At 44.5% G+C, this 19,024-nt stretch carries 19 protein-coding genes; 10 read left to right on the plus strand and 9 right to left on the minus strand.

Translation table 11 applies throughout. The features are described 5' to 3' along the window. Positions 1–60: 60 nt before the first annotated feature. From apbC to BCU12_RS00115, 3 genes are all read left to right on the plus strand, one after another. Entirely contained in the window at positions 61–1,152 is a 1,092-nt protein-coding gene (gene apbC, locus BCU12_RS00105; RefSeq protein ID WP_102402383.1) for an iron-sulfur cluster carrier protein ApbC, read from the plus strand. Positions 1,153–1,311: 159 nt separating this feature from the next. Beyond that, positions 1,312–1,953 carry a uridine kinase gene (gene udk / locus BCU12_RS00110; protein WP_102402384.1) on the plus strand — a complete coding sequence of 214 codons (642 nt, stop codon included), beginning with the start codon at positions 1,312–1,314 and terminating at the stop codon, positions 1,951–1,953. A 191-nt stretch (positions 1,954–2,144) separates the two neighbouring features. Beyond that, a complete protein-coding gene (locus tag BCU12_RS00115; protein WP_102402385.1) occupies positions 2,145–4,340 on the plus strand; it encodes an AsmA family protein in 2,196 nt (731 codons plus the stop codon). Between the two features lie 89 nt (positions 4,341–4,429). Here the strand turns inward: BCU12_RS00115 and cobO are convergent, their stop codons facing one another. Then, complete coding sequence (cobO, locus tag BCU12_RS00120; protein WP_102402386.1) at positions 4,430–5,035, minus strand: cob(I)yrinic acid a,c-diamide adenosyltransferase; 606 nt, start codon at positions 5,033–5,035, stop codon at positions 4,430–4,432. A 252-nt stretch (positions 5,036–5,287) separates the two neighbouring features. Between cobO and phnC the strand changes: the two genes are divergently transcribed. From phnC to phnE (BCU12_RS00140), 4 genes are all read left to right on the plus strand, one after another. Further along, positions 5,288–6,127, plus strand: a complete 840-nt coding sequence (gene phnC / locus BCU12_RS00125) for a phosphonate ABC transporter ATP-binding protein (RefSeq protein ID WP_102402387.1) — start codon at positions 5,288–5,290, stop codon at positions 6,125–6,127. A 41-nt stretch (positions 6,128–6,168) separates the two neighbouring features. Then, on the plus strand, positions 6,169–7,092 hold the full coding sequence (gene phnD, locus BCU12_RS00130) for a phosphonate ABC transporter substrate-binding protein (protein ID WP_102402388.1): 924 nt from the start codon (positions 6,169–6,171) through the stop codon (positions 7,090–7,092). Between the two features lie 62 nt (positions 7,093–7,154). Beyond that, positions 7,155–8,030, plus strand: a complete 876-nt coding sequence (gene phnE / locus BCU12_RS00135; RefSeq protein WP_102402389.1) for a phosphonate ABC transporter, permease protein PhnE — start codon at positions 7,155–7,157, stop codon at positions 8,028–8,030. Continuing rightward, a complete protein-coding gene (gene phnE / locus BCU12_RS00140; RefSeq protein ID WP_102402390.1) occupies positions 8,027–8,893 on the plus strand; it encodes a phosphonate ABC transporter, permease protein PhnE in 867 nt (288 codons plus the stop codon). Before phnE (BCU12_RS00135) ends, phnE (BCU12_RS00140) begins: the two co-directional genes overlap by 4 nt. 146 nt (positions 8,894–9,039) lie before the next feature. Here phnE (BCU12_RS00140) and BCU12_RS00145 read toward each other — a convergent pair whose 3' ends face one another. From BCU12_RS00145 to BCU12_RS00160, 4 genes are all read right to left on the minus strand, one after another. After that, positions 9,040–10,164 carry a M14-type cytosolic carboxypeptidase gene (locus BCU12_RS00145; protein ID WP_102402391.1) on the minus strand — a complete coding sequence of 375 codons (1,125 nt, stop codon included), beginning with the start codon at positions 10,162–10,164 and terminating at the stop codon, positions 9,040–9,042. Positions 10,165–10,309: 145 nt separating this feature from the next. Next, on the minus strand, positions 10,310–11,140 hold the full coding sequence (locus tag BCU12_RS00150; protein ID WP_102402392.1) for a hypothetical protein: 831 nt from the start codon (positions 11,138–11,140) through the stop codon (positions 10,310–10,312). Further along, complete coding sequence (locus tag BCU12_RS00155; RefSeq protein ID WP_102402393.1) at positions 11,140–12,012, minus strand: ABC transporter ATP-binding protein; 873 nt, start codon at positions 12,010–12,012, stop codon at positions 11,140–11,142. Before BCU12_RS00155 ends, BCU12_RS00150 begins: the two co-directional genes overlap by 1 nt. Before the next feature lie 3 nt (positions 12,013–12,015). Further along, a complete protein-coding gene (locus BCU12_RS00160) occupies positions 12,016–12,381 on the minus strand; it encodes a GntR family transcriptional regulator (protein WP_102402394.1) in 366 nt (121 codons plus the stop codon). A 436-nt stretch (positions 12,382–12,817) separates the two neighbouring features. Here BCU12_RS00160 and BCU12_RS00165 point away from each other — a divergent pair, with 436 nt between their 5' ends. Then, the gene (locus BCU12_RS00165) at positions 12,818–13,288 is read left to right on the plus strand and encodes a low molecular weight protein-tyrosine-phosphatase (RefSeq protein ID WP_102402395.1); all 471 of its coding nucleotides are present in this window, start codon (positions 12,818–12,820) and stop codon (positions 13,286–13,288) included. Between the two features lie 37 nt (positions 13,289–13,325). On the opposite strand, the gene BCU12_RS00170 is transcribed toward BCU12_RS00165, so the two are convergent. The 3 genes from BCU12_RS00170 to sodB all read right to left on the minus strand — a co-directional run bounded on the left by BCU12_RS00170 (position 13,326) and on the right by sodB (position 15,452). Continuing rightward, a complete protein-coding gene (locus tag BCU12_RS00170; protein WP_102402396.1) occupies positions 13,326–14,009 on the minus strand; it encodes an SDR family oxidoreductase in 684 nt (227 codons plus the stop codon). A 191-nt stretch (positions 14,010–14,200) separates the two neighbouring features. Further along, positions 14,201–14,704: a VC2046/SO_2500 family protein gene (locus BCU12_RS00175; protein ID WP_102402397.1), complete on the minus strand. Its 504-nt coding sequence runs from the start codon at positions 14,702–14,704 to the stop codon at positions 14,201–14,203. Between the two features lie 163 nt (positions 14,705–14,867). Next, positions 14,868–15,452, minus strand: coding sequence for a superoxide dismutase [Fe] (sodB, locus tag BCU12_RS00180; protein WP_102402398.1), 585 nt, complete (start codon positions 15,450–15,452; stop codon positions 14,868–14,870). A gap of 256 nt (positions 15,453–15,708) precedes the next feature. Here sodB and BCU12_RS00185 point away from each other — a divergent pair, with 256 nt between their 5' ends. Continuing rightward, a complete protein-coding gene (locus BCU12_RS00185; protein WP_102402402.1) occupies positions 15,709–16,044 on the plus strand; it encodes a Grx4 family monothiol glutaredoxin in 336 nt (111 codons plus the stop codon). Positions 16,045–16,129: 85 nt separating this feature from the next. Beyond that, positions 16,130–18,073 (plus strand): DNA topoisomerase III, encoded by a 1,944-nt coding sequence (locus BCU12_RS00190; RefSeq protein ID WP_102402399.1) that lies wholly within the window; start codon positions 16,130–16,132, stop codon positions 18,071–18,073. Between the two features lie 92 nt (positions 18,074–18,165). Here BCU12_RS00190 and BCU12_RS00195 read toward each other — a convergent pair whose 3' ends face one another. Further along, positions 18,166–18,852 carry an SDR family oxidoreductase gene (locus tag BCU12_RS00195; protein WP_102402400.1) on the minus strand — a complete coding sequence of 229 codons (687 nt, stop codon included), beginning with the start codon at positions 18,850–18,852 and terminating at the stop codon, positions 18,166–18,168. Positions 18,853–19,024 lie beyond the last annotated feature (172 nt).

Here is a 19,024-nt window from a genome sequence, read left to right on the forward strand (position 1 = left end):
GTTTTTTTGTGGTTCAGTCCAGAGCTGGCGAGTGTTAGGATGTTGAAAAAAGGAGAAGTTATGCGTCAGTTCGATTCTAAACAGGACTTTTGTCAATGGCTCAATGAATTTGAGCATCAAAGCCTCGTGGAAGGCTGGGCAAACCAAGCCGGAATATTAACGATTACACCCAGTGGTGTTTTTCAGGTCTCCATTCCATTTGCCGCCAATGAATTAACCGAAGAGCTCGACGCTTGGATGCAATCTGCACAGCAAACTCAACAAGTCGCCGCTTTTCAATATTCGATAGCTATCAAAGCAAAATCACTGCAAACCCAAGTTTCGCACCCCATAAAAGGAGTGAAGAATGTCATCGCGGTGACGTCTGCGAAAGGTGGGGTTGGTAAATCGACGACATCCGTCAATCTAGCGCTAGCGATTGCGAAATCGGGCGCCAAGGTGGGGTTGCTGGATGCGGATGTGTATGGCCCGTCAGTACCCATGATGATGGGGACCGAAGACGCACAGCCACAGGTACGCGACAATAAATGGATGCAACCGATTGAGGCCCATGGGATCTATACGCACTCTATTGGTTATCTCGTGGACAAAAGTGAGGCCGCCATTTGGCGTGGTCCGATGGCCTCTAAAGCACTGGCGCAACTTGTGAATGAAACCGAGTGGCCCGACCTAGATTACCTAGTGATAGACATGCCACCGGGTACCGGCGACATTCAGCTTACGTTGTCACAACAGATCCCTGTGACGGGGGCCGTTATTGTCACTACGCCACAAGATTTGGCTTTAGCCGACGCTCGCAAAGGGGCTGCCATGTTCAACAAAGTCAATGTGCCGGTTATTGGTTTGATTGAGAATATGAGCTACCACATATGCAGTCATTGTGGGGAAAAAGAGCATATATTTGGATCCGGTGGTGCGCAGAGTATGTCCATTGAATATGGGCTTTCTTTATTGGGGCAAATTCCATTGCACATCAATTTGCGAGAGGATATTGATAGCGGTGAGCCGACGGTAGCCAAAAATTCAAGTGATGAAAGTCGTAATGAGCATACTCAGCGTTATCTAGCGCTGGCAGAGAGGGTGTGCAGTTGCTTATATTGGCAGGGAACTCCTAAGCCCGATGCGATAAGTTTCCACATGGTGGATGAATAATATCGGCCTCTATATACCAAGCAATCGATTACATGATGGTTTGTTATTCTATTTCTTTAAAAGCTGACAATTAAGTCAGTACACGACTAGAATCTAAGGAATGAACTCCCTATAATCGGGCCGTTTATCTGTTCCTCCAAATCATCACTGGGTGTAAAAATGTCTGAGAATAATCAATGTGTCATCATCGGAATTGCTGGCGCATCGGCTTCTGGTAAGAGTCTTATTGCAAGTACTGTTTATAAAGAGCTATGTGCCAAGGTGGGATTTGACCAAATTGGTGTTATCACGGAAGACTGTTATTACAACGACCAAACTCACTTGAGTATGGAAGAACGTGTTAAAACCAACTACGACCACCCGAAGGCGTTGGACCATGATTTGTTGTGTGAGCATCTTGAAAGCTTGATTCAAGGTGAAGTTGTAGAGGTGCCAGAGTACAGCTATACCGAGCATACTCGTACTGAAAATACGACAACCTTGACGCCAAAGAAAGTGATTATTTTAGAAGGCATCTTGCTACTGACGGACCCTCGTTTACGCAACCTTATGCACGCGACAGTCTTTATGGATACACCATTAGATATCTGTTTACTTCGCCGTGTAAAACGTGATGTAGAAGAACGTGGTCGTTCAATGGAATCGGTATTAACGCAATATCAAGAAACGGTGCGTCCTATGTTCATGCAGTTCATAGAGCCTTCTAAGCAGTATGCTGACATCATCGTACCGCGTGGTGGTAAAAACCGTATCGCGATCGATGTACTGAAAGCGCATATCGCAAAACTGTTAAAAGCGTAGTAGGGAACGCTGCTTTTTATCAAGGCAGTAAGCTCTTAAGCGACTGATACATAAAAAGATTGGATTCTCACGTTTTGTTGACGGTAGAGTCTTTATTTTTGTCAAAAGAAGTGGCACTTTAAGTGCCACTTTCTTTTTTCCAATTCCTAGACAATGATTGAAAGGAATTACCTCAAGCAAGGAAAAAGCTAATGAAAAAACTGTTTTTGTTCATTGCCATCCCACTGTTCGCTATTCTCATTGCGATTGCAGCCCTGATTCTTCTCGTCAACCCGAATCAATTTAAACCCCTAATTGTTGAACAAGCGAAACAACATACGGGTTTGGATCTTGTTATCGAGGGCGATATCAGCTGGCAGTTTTTTCCTTCTATTGGTTTCGAGTTAGGTAAAACTGAACTGAAAAATCCGCAGGGATTCAGTCAACCCAACCTATTTAAAGTCGACACTATCGGCGTTGATGTTTCCGTCATGCCTTTGTTTGATCAACAGTTAGAGATTGGTAATATTACCCTTGATGGCGCTGAGTTCTATCTGGAAACATTGAAATCCGGTGAGCGCAATATTGATGCGTTAACCCAAGCGCAAAGTGACGCTGCACCTTCTGAGCAGGCAAACACCACTTCAAGCGATGCGTCATCCGATTCGTCTCAAAGTGCGTCCGAGTCAACATCGTCTGAGCCAAATAGCAGTGCCGCTGCTGCGTGGACAATCAACCTCGCTGGTGTGACGGTCTCGAATGCCATTTTGGATATCCAAGATCATCAAGCCGGCTCTTTTACTAAGTTGTATGATATCTCTCTTGGGCTTTCTCAGTTTGAATTTGATAACTGGACGACCGCCACATTTGCCGTGAAAGGCCAAAACAATCAGCAAACCTTTGCTGCTAACGGACAAGCCGAGTTCAACCTTGCAACAGGCTTTGCTCGTTATGCTCTTCGTAACATTGACGTTGATGCAAGTTTTAAAGACCCAAGTAATACAATCGAAACGGCCAAGATAGGTTTGGATACGTTTGAGTTTGATAAGGTCAATAACCTAACTTATAGCGTTAAAGGGACTGCGGCCGATCTGGGTTTAGATATGAAAGGTGCGGGGCAGCTTAGTATCGATAGTGCGATGACCCTGCTTCAGCTTAACAAACTGACGCTTGATGCCACCTTTAAGGGTGACGCATTGCCACAGAATCCGATGAAGGTTGATATGGCATCGGATCTGAGCTTTGATTTAGCCAAGAGTCATCTCGCGTTTATTTTAGAGAAATTGACGGCGAATAGCATAGAGCTAGACGGTAAAGCCGACATCACGCTCCTTGAGATCCCTAAGGTACGATTTAATCTTCATAGCCCCAACATCGACTTGGATGAGTTTTTAGGTCTTGGTCAAGCATCGTCGGCTTCTCAAAGCTCAGGCGATACGGCCTCTTCTGGCTCTGATTCAAGCAGTTCAACGACAGCATCAACTTCGCCAGCACCAGTGAAAAGCGAGCCCGCGGAAGTAGAGCCAGATCTCACGGCCTTGAAAACGTTAGATGTTAAAGGCTCTATCGTGATCGATAAGTTCAAAGCGAATAACGCCAAGATGCAAGATGTGAAGACGGACTTCTCCGTCAATCGTGGTGTCGCTGAGTTAACGTCTTTCAGTTCTAAACTTTATGACGGCTCGATTCAAGCCACCGCAAAGTTAGACGCGAGAAAATCGCCAGCAAGCTATACAGCGAAGAAACGCATTAAAGGTGTCAAAGTACTGCCACTGCTTCAAGATGTTGCTCAGGTTGATAAGCTTGAGGGGACAGGCAACATTGATGTCGATGTTAAGGGACAAAGCTTGACGCCAACGGGCATTAAAAAGAACCTGGTCGGAACCATTGATATTAATTTCGAAGATGGTGCAGTGAACGGAATTAATGTTGCTCAGTTGATTCGAGAAAACTACGCAAAAATTACAGGCGAAAAAGTAGAGCAAGAAACTGGGCCGAAGAAGACGGACTTCAGCGCAATGAAAGCGACGCTAAAGCTTAATAAAGGGACGGTTACTACGAACAATCTAACCGCTCAGTCTCCACTTCTACGCATCCACGGTGAAGGCAGTGCCAACTACCTTAACGAGACGGTCGACTTCTTAGTGAGAACTTCTGTTGTTGGCTCGTTAAAAGGGCAGGGCGGTAAGAATATCGATGAGCTTAAAGATGTCACCATTCCAATTAAGGTCACTGGCGCTTGGGCACAACCAAAATTCGCACTGATATTCGATGACGTACTAAAGCAGAAAGCTGAAAAAGAGATAGACCGTGGTCTTAACAAGCTGGAAGAAAAGTACGGAGATAAGATTGGTGATGAGAAAACCAAGGAAAAAATTAGAGGCGCTCTGAAAGGGTTGTTTAACTAATCTAACCTTGTGTATTTCACAATAGAAACGAGTAAGGGCTGTTATTTTCAGCCCTTACTTTTGAGTGGAAACCAGAGTATGAAGCCTGTTTACCAGTCCACACCTTTGAGCGCTTTTACACCCGATTCAAACGCGTGCTTAACGTTTTTCACTTCTGAAACCGTATCGGCTAATTCAATCAGGCTGCGATGCGCGCCTCGACCAGTAATGATCACCGATTGCATCTTTGGTCGATTGCTCAGCGCTTCAAGCACTTCATCGAGTTCAATATAGCCATAGCTGACCATATAAGTGAGCTCATCAAATAGAATCACATCGATCGATTCATCTTTCAGCATTCGCTTACATTCTTGCCACACTTTTTGAGCGGCAAGTGTATCCGCCGTTTTATCTTGAGTTTCCCAAGTAAACCCCGTGGCCATTACCTGAAACTCTACGCCCAGTTTTTCTAGAAGATTCTTTTCACCGTTGTCCCATGTGCCCTTTATGAACTGTGCAACGGAACAGTTAAAGCCATGGCCAACCGCGCGAGCGATAGTCCCAAAGCCAGAGGTGGATTTTCCTTTGCCGTTACCGGTAATCACAAGGAGTAACCCTTTTTCTTCTTGCGCAGCGGCGACACGCTCATCAACTTGTTCTTTAACTTTTTGTTGTCGAGCTTTGTGGCGTGTTTCTTTGGTATTTGAGTCGGCCATAGTGATTCCAATTAAGTCCCTAATATCTATTTATAGTATCGAAGTTCCTTTTCTTTAAATACCCCAATTTATAAAAGGAAATAACAACGATGTATACGATGTTTGCGCCGTGCAAATACTCTAATCAACGACCTTTCTGTCCAGTTGTCGGCTCTACTGATTCACAAATTGGTCATAAAAACGTCGAAAATCCGTCAAACTGTTGCGTTGTAATACTGTTCAATTTGTAAATAGTGACTTGGAGTAATGGGTATGGCGATGAGCGCACCCGAGTTGTCAATCGTGACGGACAGCAGTGAACAGCTACAGCAAGATTTTGGTCGAAAAGTGCTTGAAGTTCAGGGGCTGACGAAATCTTACCAAGAAGGCAAAGTGGTATTAGACGGCATAAGCTTTGAGCTTCAAGCGGGAGAATTTGTCGCTATCGTTGGGCGTTCAGGCGCAGGCAAGTCGACATTACTGCACACTTTAAATGGCACGATCCCTGCGACAGGCGGAAACATTCTCAATGTGCACCGTGATAAAACCGTTGATGATGTATTAAGCATGAACCGAAAAGAATTGCGTGAATGGCGAACCCACTGCGGAATGATTTTCCAAGACTTCTGTTTAGTGCCTCGTCTTGATGTGATTTCCAATGTGTTATTGGGACGCTTGAGCCATACATCGACGCTAAAGTCTTTGCTGAAAGTGTTCAGTGATAAAGACCGCGCTCATGCAATTCAGCTGCTTAAATGGCTCAACATGCTGCCCTATGCGCTGCAACGCGCTGAAAATCTTTCTGGTGGTCAACAGCAACGTGTGGCTATTTGTCGCGCCATGATGCAAAACCCCAAAATACTTCTGGCAGATGAACCTGTCGCCTCTTTAGACCCTAAAAACACCGTTCGCATTATGGAAGCATTGCAAAAAGTCAGCAGCGACGGTGTTGCGGTCATGGTGAACCTACACTCAATCGAATTAGTTCAGCAGTACTGTACCCGTGTCATTGGTCTTGCAAAAGGTCAAGTCATATACGACGGGCATCCTTCTGGACTTAATGATCAGGTATTACATCGCTTATACGGTGATGAGATCGAGCAAATCCAATAAACCCATATAGAAAACCAGACACTACACATAAAGGACAAGTGATGAAAAAGCTTCTATCTGTTGGTATCGCAATGGCATCAGCCGCGACGTTTAATGTTAATGCGGCAGCGCCAAGCGAAATTAATCTAGGAATTTTAGGTGGACAAAATGCAGCGGATCAAATTGGTGACAACCAGTGTGTGGCTGATTTCCTCAAAGCAGAGCTGGGTGTAAAGACAAACATTCGTAACTCGACAGACTACAATGCGGTAATCCAAGGGCTATTAGGTGAGAAGATCGATTTGGTTGTGAACATGTCACCAAAGTCATACGCCGAAGTGTATCTAAATGACCCGAAAGCGGTAGATTTAGTGGGTATCACGGTCGATAACACTGATAACTCTCGTGGTTATCACTCCGTTATTCTTGTGAAAGAAGACAGCGAGTATCAATCGATTGACGACCTGAAAAACACTGTATTTTCATTTGCAGATCCTAACTCAACATCGGGTTACTTGATTCCAAACAACCAGCTAGAGATGAAGTTGGGTGGCAATATGGATAATAAATACAACGACTTTTTCGAGTCTGTTAACTTCTCAGGTGGTCATGAGCAGGACATAGTGGGTGTATTGAACGGGCAATTTGATGCGGCCGTTACTTGGTCATCTATGGTGGGTGAGAAAGACAAAGGCTACAGTGCAGGTGCGTTAACTCGCTTTATGGATCACGAACCTGAATTGATGAACAAGGTTCGTATTATCTGGGAATCTCCACTTATCGCAAATGGCCCAACCATTGTAAGCAATCGCCTTGACCCTAAGTTTAAAGATGATCTTGTTGTGGCGGTGAAGAAACTCGCTCGTGAAGAAAATGCTTGTTTCAGCAAAGCGGCGGGTGGCTCGCTTCACTTGGAAGAAACGAGCGTTGCGGAATACCAGTCAATCATTGATTTGGTTAAAGCAACGAAGTTTGCTCAGCGCTAATACCTTTCTCTTAAAAAAGCTGGCTGAGTCTCAGTCAGCTTTCTACTTGTACGGTCTCATTCATGCAATTTGAACAATACTATCAACAGATAAGTCGCAAACAAAAAACAGACGCCTTGATGTGGTCTTCCGTTTTTATGTTTCTCTACCTGCTTTCTGGACACTACGCCGAATTCAGCCTTTATACGATCATCAATAATGCGCCAGCACTGTTTGATTATATCTACGATACTCTGCCAACACTCTCATGGGATGTGCTGTTTGTCAGCCGTGATGAAAATGGCAGGGCAGTCCCCGGCTCTCTAATTTACTGGGGCTACCGACTGCATATTCAGATTCCATTGCTCTGGGAAACCATTAATGTGGCAATAGCGGCGACATTGGTGTCTTCCATTGTTGCGATAGTCTTGGCATTTTTATCTGCGTCAAACGGATACGCGCCTACCTCGGTTCGAGTGGGTATCCGTTCTTTTGTCGCCTTCTTACGAACGATGCCAGAGTTAGCTTGGGCGGTCATGTTTGTCATGGCTTATGGCGTTGGAACCTTTCCTGGGTTCGTTGCCTTGACGCTGCATACGATTGGCAGCTTAACCAAGCTTTTTTATGAATCCATTGAGACGATTTCAGACAAGCCTGTTCGTGGTTTGACTGCCTGCGGTGCCAACCCAATTCAACGACTTCGATATGCCTTTTGGCCTCAAATTAAGCCCACCGCATTGTCGTACATTTTCCTACGATTCGAGATTAACTTCCGATCCTCTACCATTCTTGGCCTCGTAGGGGCTGGTGGTATTGGCCAAGAGCTAATGACCAATATTAGTTTAGGTCGTCATGATCAAGTGAGCATTACGTTAATGCTAATCATCATCGTGGTCGGCTTGATTGATACTTCCTCAGGCATTCTTAGAAAGAAAATTATCAGTGGGGATGCAAAATGACACAGATGACAATAGAGCAAATCAAACTCGAGAACAGCGACATTTTCTCTCGACAAAGGCGCTACCTGACAGGAGTAACCGTGGCGGCAGTGATCGTTTTGGCCTATTACTTCCTGTTTTTCAGCTTCTTTGGTGTATCAGGAAAACAATTTGAGTTGGGTAACGGAAAAATTCTCAGTTATTTCAAGCATATGTTTATTTGGAGAGACTTTCTTGACTGGCCATTTGCGTATTACTTTAAGCAGATCGGCATAACGTTAGCGATTGTGTTTGGCGGCACATTGAGCGCCTCTGTGGTCGCGCTGCCTTTATCCTTCTTCGCAGCAAGAAATGTCATGACTGGGCCTTTTGGAATCATAGCGATTGCAATGCGCCGACTGTTCGACGTTTTGCGTGGCATTGATATGGCCATTTGGGGGATGATATTCGTACGCGCGGTGGGCCTTGGTCCATTGGCGGGTGTGATGGCTGTTTTTGTTCAAGATTTAGGGCTATTTGGTAAGTTGTATGCGGAAAGTCACGAAGCAACCGATAAAAAACCGTCTCGAGGCCTAACTGCACTGGGTGCGAACAACTTACAGAAACATCGATTTGGTATCTTCACTCAGTCCTTTCCTACGTTTTTGGCGTTGAGTCTCTATCAATTAGAATCAAACACGCGATCGGCGGCGGTACTGGGTTTTGTGGGTGCTGGTGGTATCGGTTTAGTCTACGCTGAGAATATGCGGCTATGGAACTGGGATGTGGTGACGTTCATTACGCTGATATTGGTCGTTATTATCATGGTGCTGGATAAAGTATCGAGTATTTTGAGGCAGAAATACATCGTGGGTGAGAACATCCCATTGTATGAAAAACGCTGACTCGAACTAGGGTATTGGGAGCATTCCATTTAAACATAGTGAATCTCACCTTATTCATTGTCACAAAATGTATTCACTCCCACGAAGTCAAAAAAAGGCCTGAAAGCAAAATGCTGACAGGCCTTGTTGTTGTTCATTCTAACGACTTAGAGTTCGCTAACGGTTGCCCAAACTGCTGCAAGCATGTCGTGGCCGAATGTCACGCTGCGCTCTGGCGACCAGCCGTACAGTTCGTCTGCGTGGCTAATATGATCTTTAAATGGCATTTCTACGGTGTAAGACAAGCACTTAAATTGCTCTCCGACCCAGTTTGAACCCACGGTAAGGTTCGCTTTGCCTGGTTCATCTTTGTCGTAACCAATGTCATCTTGGAACTCAGGTGTGATCGTCAGCAATGCTTGCTTGAAGTGATTTTCAAGATGGGCAATACGCGCATTGTAAGATGGCGTCCCTTCGCTGCCTGCGACAAAATTGTATGGGATAGCTTCGTCACCATGGATATCTAAGAACATGTCGACACCCACTTCTAGCATTCGCTCGCGCACAAGGAAAACCTCAGGGCTGCGATCCATAGAAGGCGTTTGCCATTCACGGTTTAGGTTCACGCCAACAGCGTTGGTACGAAGGTGTCCACGGATACTGCCGTCTGGGTTCATGTTAGGAACAACATGGATTACGACTTTGTCGAGCAGCGAGCGACCCACTGTGTCGGTTTCATCAAGCAAGCGTAACACTAGCCCTTCAATAAACCATTCGGCCATCGTTTCACCTGGATGTTGGCGACCAATAATCCAGATGTTTTTCTTCTCAGGGCTTGGCTCACCAATCGTTAATATGCTGATGTCGTTGTTGTCTAGCGTGTGGCCAAGCGTTTCCAACTTACATGCTGGGTGAGTTTGAGCGCCATGTAAAAGGTCTTGATGACGATCATAAGAGTAGGGTGCGAAGTAGGCGAAATACATGGATTCATGTTCAGGAATGATATCAAAACTCAGCGCATTGCCATCGAATTGAGCTGGAATTCGGAACCATTCTTCGCGGTCATAGGATGCAACCACATCGTAATCTGGCCAACCCTCAGGGTAAGCGGATGTCGCCAGTTCACTGATGGTAAAGTGGTGAGGCTGATGTGCGTCTGTTTCAAGGCGAAAATGAAACCATTGAGAGATATCTGTCTGGTTGTCTGCAGGGATGGTGAGTTGAATGTCTTGTGGATTATCTGCTGAAACGACATGAATATTGCCGCTTTCGAAATTACTGAAAATTTTCATTGTAGTTGTTATCTCTTTGTTGAGTTGCCGTAAGACTAGCACATTTTTTCTAGTAAACGATGCACTGAGATAACTTGTTCATACAATGTAAAATAGGGTTATTGTTGCTGATAGCGAGGTATTTACCTCGCTATCATTATTGGGTTTAGTTGATTGTTCGACTGAATTTAAGTGTTGTCGCCCAAGCAATCATGCCTAACAAAGCGTAAATCACAACATTTAGCCAACCAGCTTCCGGCACCGCACTGAAAGGATTTGGCGCGAGAACAGCATGCAGAGGCATGAAGAATATTTTAGAGAAGAATTCGTCTAGCCCGTAAAAGTTAAACATTGCGATGGGCATCCAACGTAATGCGTAAATCGAAATTAGCAGTATCAACAGTGGAGATTTGACTTTTTGAGAGACAGCCATCGCCGCCAGAGCCAATGGCAACAGAAGTACGCCAGCGACAACCATTCGAAGTAGAAACTCAATCCAGTGGAATAAGACGTAGCCCAATGATGCTTGGCGATACAGTAAAGCCAGTTGATTCTCTGTTGATATATTTAAAACCCAAAGCAAAAAATCCGCGAAAAAAACTAAGAGTGAACACACCAACGGGATCACAAGTAAACCGAAAGCAAGTTTAACCAACAGCGTTTTTACATCGCTAACAGGCATGCTGCGCCAAAACATGACACTGCCTTCTAACCGCTCTTTGCGAAGTGTTCTAGGGAAATATTGTGTGCCAAGCAAGATGGACAACAGCCCAACACCGCCAGTGATCAGCATGTTGACGTCGTCGCCCAACTCTTTATGGATGTCGCTCACATCGCCGTTGAAACTCATTTGGAAAAACATATTGTGTTGCAGGGTTGAACTACTGAGCAAACTAATAAAAAGTAGTATGCCGCAAGCCAGCATGAATAAAGGAATACGCGTAACGAGAGGGTTTTCTAACCATTCTTTACGTAACATCGCTAAGGTAGAACGCATTACAATCCCTCCTTCTGTAAAGCTAAAAATAGATCCGCTAATTTCACTGTGTAGATGTCGCCTAGACTTTCAACCTGGTCAGAGTATTGAGAAGAAAGTAGCCATTTGGTCGTGCCGAGCCCTTTTTGAGAAGAAAGCGGGTTCAGGGTTTCGATTACCGAACGATGATTGTCACTGGCATCCAGAATAAAGTAGTCTTCGCTGATGCTATCCATTGAAGATTGCAGTACCGGCTGACCGTGTTTGAGGATCAACACATCGGTCAGTAGATGTTCTATTTCAGCGACTTCATGGCTAGCAATGATCAATGCGCGCTCACCATCATGAAACCACTCCAAAAGATGGCGATAAAAGGTATCTCGGTAAACCAAATCAAGACCGAGTGTCGGTTCATCCAGTATTAAAATTTGGGTATTTGTTGCAATGACGATGGCAAGGTGTAATTGCACTTTCATCCCTTTGGAAAGGGTCTTAATACGAGCACGAGGCTTTATGTCGGTTTGCTGGAGCAGGCCATCAGCCTTGCTTCGGTTGAAACTCGGGTGAACACCTTGGGTATAGCTGAGAAGCTGCGTCACCGTCATCCAGCCTGGCAGTACATTGACATCAGAGATGTACGATAAGCTCTGCATGATTTTGTCACGTTGCGAAATAGGCTCAAACCCATTGATGCTAATCGAGCCTTGGTAATTATGAGCCCCAAGTAGGGCATTGATTAAGGTTGATTTGCCGGCACCATTATGACCGAGAAGACCTAGAACTTGACCTGCCTGCAAATCAAAACTGACGTTGTGAAGGGCATCTCCCTGTTTGCTATGTTGTTGTTTACCATAGAGCTTGGAGGCGTTTTTTACACTGACTAATGCACTCATTTGTCACCCTTTCGTATGTAATTTAAGTTGCAAGACGAATTCTTCTAAAGACATGTCGAGACGCTGCAATGTTGCGGCGATCTGAGGAATTTGTTGTTCAAGAAAGCGAGATTTTTCATCATTGAGCAATCGCTGTTTTGCACCAAGTGCCACGAACATGCCTTGACCTCGTTTCTTTTCCACCAAGCCCTCGTCAACCAGTAGTTGGTAACCTTTCATGACGGTTAGGTGGTTGATTTTCATCTCTGCCGAGATATTGCGAACCGAAGGCAAAGCTTCGCCTTCTCGCCAAACGCCTTTCAATATCTGTTGAGTGATTTGATCAGCCAACTGGCGAAAAATCGGTTGGCGATCATTCCAGTGCGTCATAAATGGGTCTCTGCTGAATTGGTGTTATATATATGTATAACACCTAGAAGGGTTCAAAGAAAGAGATTTTCTTATTCCTTGATAGCACAAAGGTTAGGAATGAGGGGCAGTATCCGAATAGAATGGTGTTAAGTGGGTATGATGGGCGATGGCACTGGTAGGCATTAGTGCTGCTGTACAGCGGTATTAAGGCCCTATAGCAAGATCTGAACATGTGGATCAACTAGACTTTGCTTCGACTGACGATAAAAATCTTTAGGGTTCAACTCCTTAATTGGAGCTAGTGATACAATCGGTTTCAATTCGTACTGATTTTAAGCATGGAAAGAGTTTGCAAAATTGATACTGCCTAAAAGAATTATAAACCATTGACTTTGTTGGTGATAACATCCGTTATGTGTGTTTCGGAAGTATGGATAAGAAAGGAATCAATAGAATGGAAAACATGAACAAACCCTCAATATTAGTGGTCTGCATGGGCAACATTTGCCGTTCACCCACTGGGGAAGCTGTACTAAGAGCTAAGGCCAAAGAGCGGGGGATGGATATTGACGTTGATTCTGCGGGAACGATTGGTTTTCATCAAGGAAGTGCGCCTGACAGCCGATCGCAACGAGTTGGAGAGCAACGTGGATATAGCTTTGCTAACATTCAGTCAAGAAAGGTTGAAAGTTCGGATTTTGAACGATTTGGTCTGATTTTGGCGGCAGATAAAGCGAATTTAGCTGATCTTTACGACATTTGCCCGGTGGAACATCAACATAAACTGGCACTATTTCTCAGTTATTCATCGTCTGATTATAGTGAAATTCCAGATCCGTACTATGGTGGGGACAAAGGGTTCGATTTGGTGCTCGATTTGATAGAAGAAGCAGCTGACCGACTATTAGACCAACTGCAAAATTAGCGTACTTGGATAGAGATAAGTGCCGGAATGGAGGGGATCATGATGCTTCTGCTGCCATTATGCGTCCACTAAAATAGTCATTAGCGACAATGTATTCCGTATTTCGAATCAGTTCATCTCTCACCTGTGGCCAGTGGTAATCTCGATTTTTAGAAGAGCGACTCAGTGCTGGCACAACGCCTCCAACGCGAATGTTAAATGGTGTCAGCTCTTTAGCCCAGCTCTGGGTAAAGCCTGTCACAATCGATGAGGCGTTCTCAAACCCTTCCAAATCATGTCTGTCGTCGACTGAAATAACGTTAACGATGACGCCGTGCTTCTTTTCTAGGCACATTCTTTCAGCGCTTGCTTGCCCGAAGCCAAACAGAGTTGACGCTAATGTTGTTAACTGATGAGAAAACTGCTCAGCAGACTGGTTACCAATCAAACCAGGTAGTGGCGCATTTGGCCAGTTATTAACTAGAACATCAGGCGAGCGCTGGAATTTGTCATCAACAAAATCAAAAAGCTGGTGGATGGAGCCTAAAGAGTAATCTTCTACCTTGAAATAATACACGTCATCAGAGATTGTTTTACAACGGTGATAGGTGTCGTTCAGCAGATTCATATCTTGATCGCACAGTACAATCTTTGCACCGAGTGATGCAAAGTGAGTTGCCAGCGTACCCCCTAACAACGAACCGGCAGATGTAATTAAGATGACAGCACTTTTAATATCCATTAATGATAATACCCCTTGTCTATTTTTATTGGTGGGATTTTTTTGTCCACATAGCATGGTTCATTAACTGTGCTTTATGTGTGAATAACTTCAAATAAGCTGTGGATGAGAAGGTTTAATGATGAAAGTTAGCGAGCCATCACATTAATGCATTCATTTGCTGAATCGGTCTTAATAGTGAGAACAATATTCTAGACTTGGGATTGTATTTGGAAACTTCGTTGCGCGACCACAAGCTGATTGTAAAGGTCAAGTGGAAGAAGGTTTTTTGGTTTACTTTCAGTAAGTTGCCTTCTTACATGGCCGGATAAGTTATGATAAACCTCTTCCGGAAGACCGCTCGTTTCTTCAGGTAAAAATGTCAGCGTTTCAGGAACTAGGTAATGATTGAGTTTGGCACTCATTAACCCACCTTGATGAAACGCGTTTGCCTGTGTTGCGGATATTTTGTAGGAATTTTGATCAGATCTCAGTTGTTGAGGGGGCCGAAGCTCAAATCGTTTTCGTAGAGTTTGATCGGTGAACTCTGGCTCATCAATTTTTTCTACAGGTGTGTTGTCTCGAACATCGTCTGAGAACATTGACATAATGAGTGCAAAATCAGCCCGCCGACCCGTTTGAACGGCATGACTTATCCCCGAGCCAAATTGTAGCTCGTTGATAACTGCTGCTTTGTCTAACGTATGTATTTGCATGACACTCCCCGTTGAATTCACTTTTAGCGGCAAGTGTTTGGATAACTTTAGGTTTATATGCAGTGAAGGGAAGCTAAATTACAGAAGATATGGATGAATAAAGAAAAAGCCCACAAAAATGTGGGCTTTAGAAATGACTAAATTGAGTGAAAACGTAGACGAATTACTTCGCTAGGTTTTGTGCTACGAAATCCCAGTTTACTAGGTTCCAGAACGCAGCCATGTAATCAGGACGAACGTTACGGAAATCGATGTAGTAAGCGTGTTCCCATAGGTCAACAGTTAGAAGTGGAGTTGTCCCTTCTTCTGTTAGTGGAGTCGCTGCGTTAGACGTGTTTACGATCTCTAGAGAGCCGTCAGCTTTTTTCACTAACCAAGTCCATGAAGAACCGAAGTTGTTGATTGCTGAATCAGTGAATTTTGCTTTGAACTCTTCAAAAGAACCGAATGCAGCGTTGATCGCTTCTGCAACAGCGCCAGTTGGCTCGCCGCCCGCTTTAGGAGCTAGACAGTGCCAGTAGAACGTGTGGTTCCAGATTTGAGCAGCATTGTTGAATACGCCACCAGTAGAAGTCTTGATGATGTCTTCTAGAGACTTGCCTTCGAACTCAGTACCAGGGAGAAGACCGTTTAGCTTAACGACGTAAGTGTTGTGGTGTTTACCGTGGTGGAAATCTAGAGTCTCTGCAGAGATGTGTGGTTCTAGTGCGTCTTTTGCATAAGGTAGTGCTGGTAGTTCAAATGACATTGCTTAATTCTCCAGTTAGATGAGAGACTTAACTCTCTTTCATTGCTTCCAATATATTTTTATTTTTGTCGGTCAAGGCGACTTGAGATATAGTTTAGCAAGTTTTTACTTTATTAAAAGGTTTGTCACCAATTTTGTTGTAAGTTTTGCATCAAAATGAGAACAAATTAATAACCTGACTATTTCAATGGTTTTTATTCTTTAGCAATGCTTTAGAATGACGAACTCAATGCAGGACATCGATTCAGAGGAAGCAATGGAAACTATCGATAAAATTAAACAGCAAATTGCTGAAAACACTATCCTTCTATACATGAAAGGTTCGCCTAAACTACCTAGCTGTGGTTTTTCTTCTCAAGCATCACAAGCGCTAATGGCGTGTGGTGAGAAGTTTGCTTATGTAGATATTCTGCAAAACCCAGATATCCGTGCTGAGCTGCCTGCTTATGCTCAATGGCCTACATTCCCGCAGCTTTGGGTTGAAGGTGAATTGATTGGCGGTTGTGACATCATTTTAGAGATGTTCCAAAAAGGCGAACTTCAGCCTCTAATAAAAGAAGCGATGGCTGACAAGCAAGACGACGCTGAGTAATACTGTGTAAATATACAATATTGCTTGAAATATCAGGGCCACATTTTAGAATGTGGCCCTGATTGTTTTTATAGCGACGGTATTCATGTCTCGTCTAATTATTGCCGAAAAACCCAGTTTAGGCCGAGCTATCGCCGCCGCCTTACCCAATCCACAAAAGAAAGATCAAGGTTTTATCCGCTGTGGAAATGGCGATATTGTGACCTGGTGTATTGGTCACTTGCTAGAACAGGTTGAGCCCGATGCTTACCACGAGCGCTATAAAAAATGGAATCTCTCCGATCTTCCCATCGTGCCAGAACAGTGGCAGCTTCGACCTAGAAAGACATCCAGTAAACAGCTCACGGTGATTAGAAAACTTCTGAAAGAAGCGTCTTCTATTGTTCATGCAGGCGACCCTGATAGAGAAGGGCAACTGTTAGTTGATGAAGTTCTTGATTACTGCAAAGTGGCTAAGAAGAAAAAAGAAGCGGCCCAACGCCTTCTTATTAGCGACTTAAACCTTCCAGCTGTTAAGCGAGCACTTACTCACATGAGAAGTAACCGCGACTTTATTCCCCTCTCTATTTCTGCGTTAGCACGTTCAAGAGCCGACTGGCTATATGGCATGAACATGACTCGCGCTTATACGTTGCTTGGACAAAAAGCAGGGTATCACGGCGTACTGTCTGTGGGGCGAGTGCAAACCCCTGTATTGGGCTTAGTGGTAAGGCGTGATGAGGAGATAGAGAACTTTATCTCGAAAGATTATTTCACGCTCGATGCGCTCATCCCATATCAAGATAACAACGCAATGTTTGATATTGTTGCAAAGTGGAAGCCCAGTGAGGCGTGTGAGCCCTGGCAGGATGAAGAAGGGCGAATACTCAATCGGAAGTTGGTTGAAAATGTGTCGCAACGAATCGCTAGTCAGCCTGCAAAAGTGGTGAAGTCAGAGCAAAAGCACACCAAACAGTATGCGCCATTGCCGTATTCGCTTTCATCTCTTCAAATTGACGCTGCCAAACGCTTTGGTATGAGCGCGCAGCAAGTGTTGGATACGTGTCAGTCATTGTATGAAAAGCATAAGCTTATTACCTATCCTCGTTCTGATAGCCGTTACCTGCCAGTAGAACACTATGCTCAGGCTGGATCGGTGACACAAGCGATCGCAAACAATATCAGCGATCTAAACCAAGCGGTTTCAAACGCAAACTTGTCGATCAAGTCCAAAGCGTGGAATGACAGCAAAGTCGACGCTCACCATGCGATCATTCCTACTCCGAAAAAATCATCACTTACCGCGCTTTCTGCCAGTGAGATGAAAATTTATCAACAGATCGCTAGGCAGTATTTGATGCAGTTTTATCCGCCGGCAGTCTATGCGGAATCCAAGCTGGAGTTTGATATTGCGGGTGGTTTATTTATTGCTAAAGGCAAGCAGTTAGTCGAGACGGGCTGGAAAGAACTGGTTGGAAAAAGTAAATCCGACGATGAGACCAGTGATACGGTTCCTGCATTAAAGCAAGGAGAAGTACTAACCTGTCGAGAAGGTCGAATTCATGATCGAAAGACAGAGCCGCCAAAACACTTTACGGAAGCCACCCTACTGCAAGCGATGACGGGTATCGCTCGCTTTGTTGAAGACAGAAGCCTGAAATCAATTTTGAAAGAAACCGATGGCTTAGGCACTGAGGCGACAAGAGCGGGTATTTTGGACACGCTTTTTAAGAGGCAGTTGCTGATTCGAAACGGTAAAAGCATCAATGGAAGCCCTGCAGGAAGAGGGCTGATTCATGCTTTGCCCAAAGAGTCTACCTATCCTGATATGACAGCGCACTGGGAACATCAGCTTCAAGGGATGGCAGAAAAGAATCAAGCTTATCAACCTTTTATGCACGCTTTACAAGACCGTGTAACGTCCATTATGTCAGATGTAAAAGTTAACGCAGTGCCAGAATCTCTGCGATCTCTTCCAAAGGTAGAGCGCCCGGCCTTCAAGCGCAAAAAGCGAGCCTATGCCAAGAAAGGCAAGAAGCCCGCTGCTTAGGTGACCCAGTCAGTGCCAAGTCTTACGAACATGACCAATGAATGGCGTGATAAGCATGTGCGGGTACTCAGCATGTGAGGGCAACATTGGTGTCACCAAGGAATAGAGGTTCCATCATAGTTCAAGAAGTGGCCACTTTTCTCTGGTGTTAACTGCTCAATCACGTTGATTAGGCCAGAGGCCGATGTATTGGTATCTATTAGCGCATTGGGCCCGCCCATTTCCGTTTTTACCCATCCAGGATGAAGGGCAACCACTCTGAAGCCTTCCGCAGAAAGATCGTTACTCAAGCTCTTAACGACCGAGTTGAGCGCGGCTTTTGACGATCGATAGATATAGCCACCACCTGATGTGTTCTCTGTCATGCTCCCAACTTTAGATGAAAGACAGGCGATTGTTTTGTCTGCCCCCTCAAGTAGATTAGGGTAGAGCGCTTCAACCAGTTTCAAGGGAGCGATAGTGTTGGTTTCAAAAACGTTCCGCCATTCCTCAACGTCGATTTGACCAAGTTGGTTACTCTTAGGGCCATAATAGCCAGCACTGTTGATGAGTAAGTCGAGGTTGGGAAGGATGTCGGCCAATGTAGGAAACTTGGTGTAGTCCGTTATCTCTAATTGATGGCAGACTAGGTTGTGATTATTTCTTTCAATGTCCAGTAACTCTCTTGATTTACTCACTTCTCGATAAGTAGTATGAACATGCCAGTTACGCTGAAGATATTGGGTGACTAAGCTTAGCCCGATACCTCTGTTTCCACCTGTGATCAAAACTGTTTTCATGTATTCCTCATTCACTAAATTCAAACTAGCTAAGTAAGATAGTACGTACGAACCAATAGCTCGTAAAAGTCATTATAGAGAATAGTGTGATGGCACCTAGAGCGCCAGAGAGAACCCCTAGGACTAAATAGATGTTCTTAGACATAAAAATCAACCCGATAAATTAAATGAT

The sequence above is a fragment of the Vibrio sp. 10N.261.55.A7 genome, assembly GCF_002877365.1.
In the GTDB taxonomy this organism is placed as follows: domain Bacteria; phylum Pseudomonadota; class Gammaproteobacteria; order Enterobacterales; family Vibrionaceae; genus Vibrio.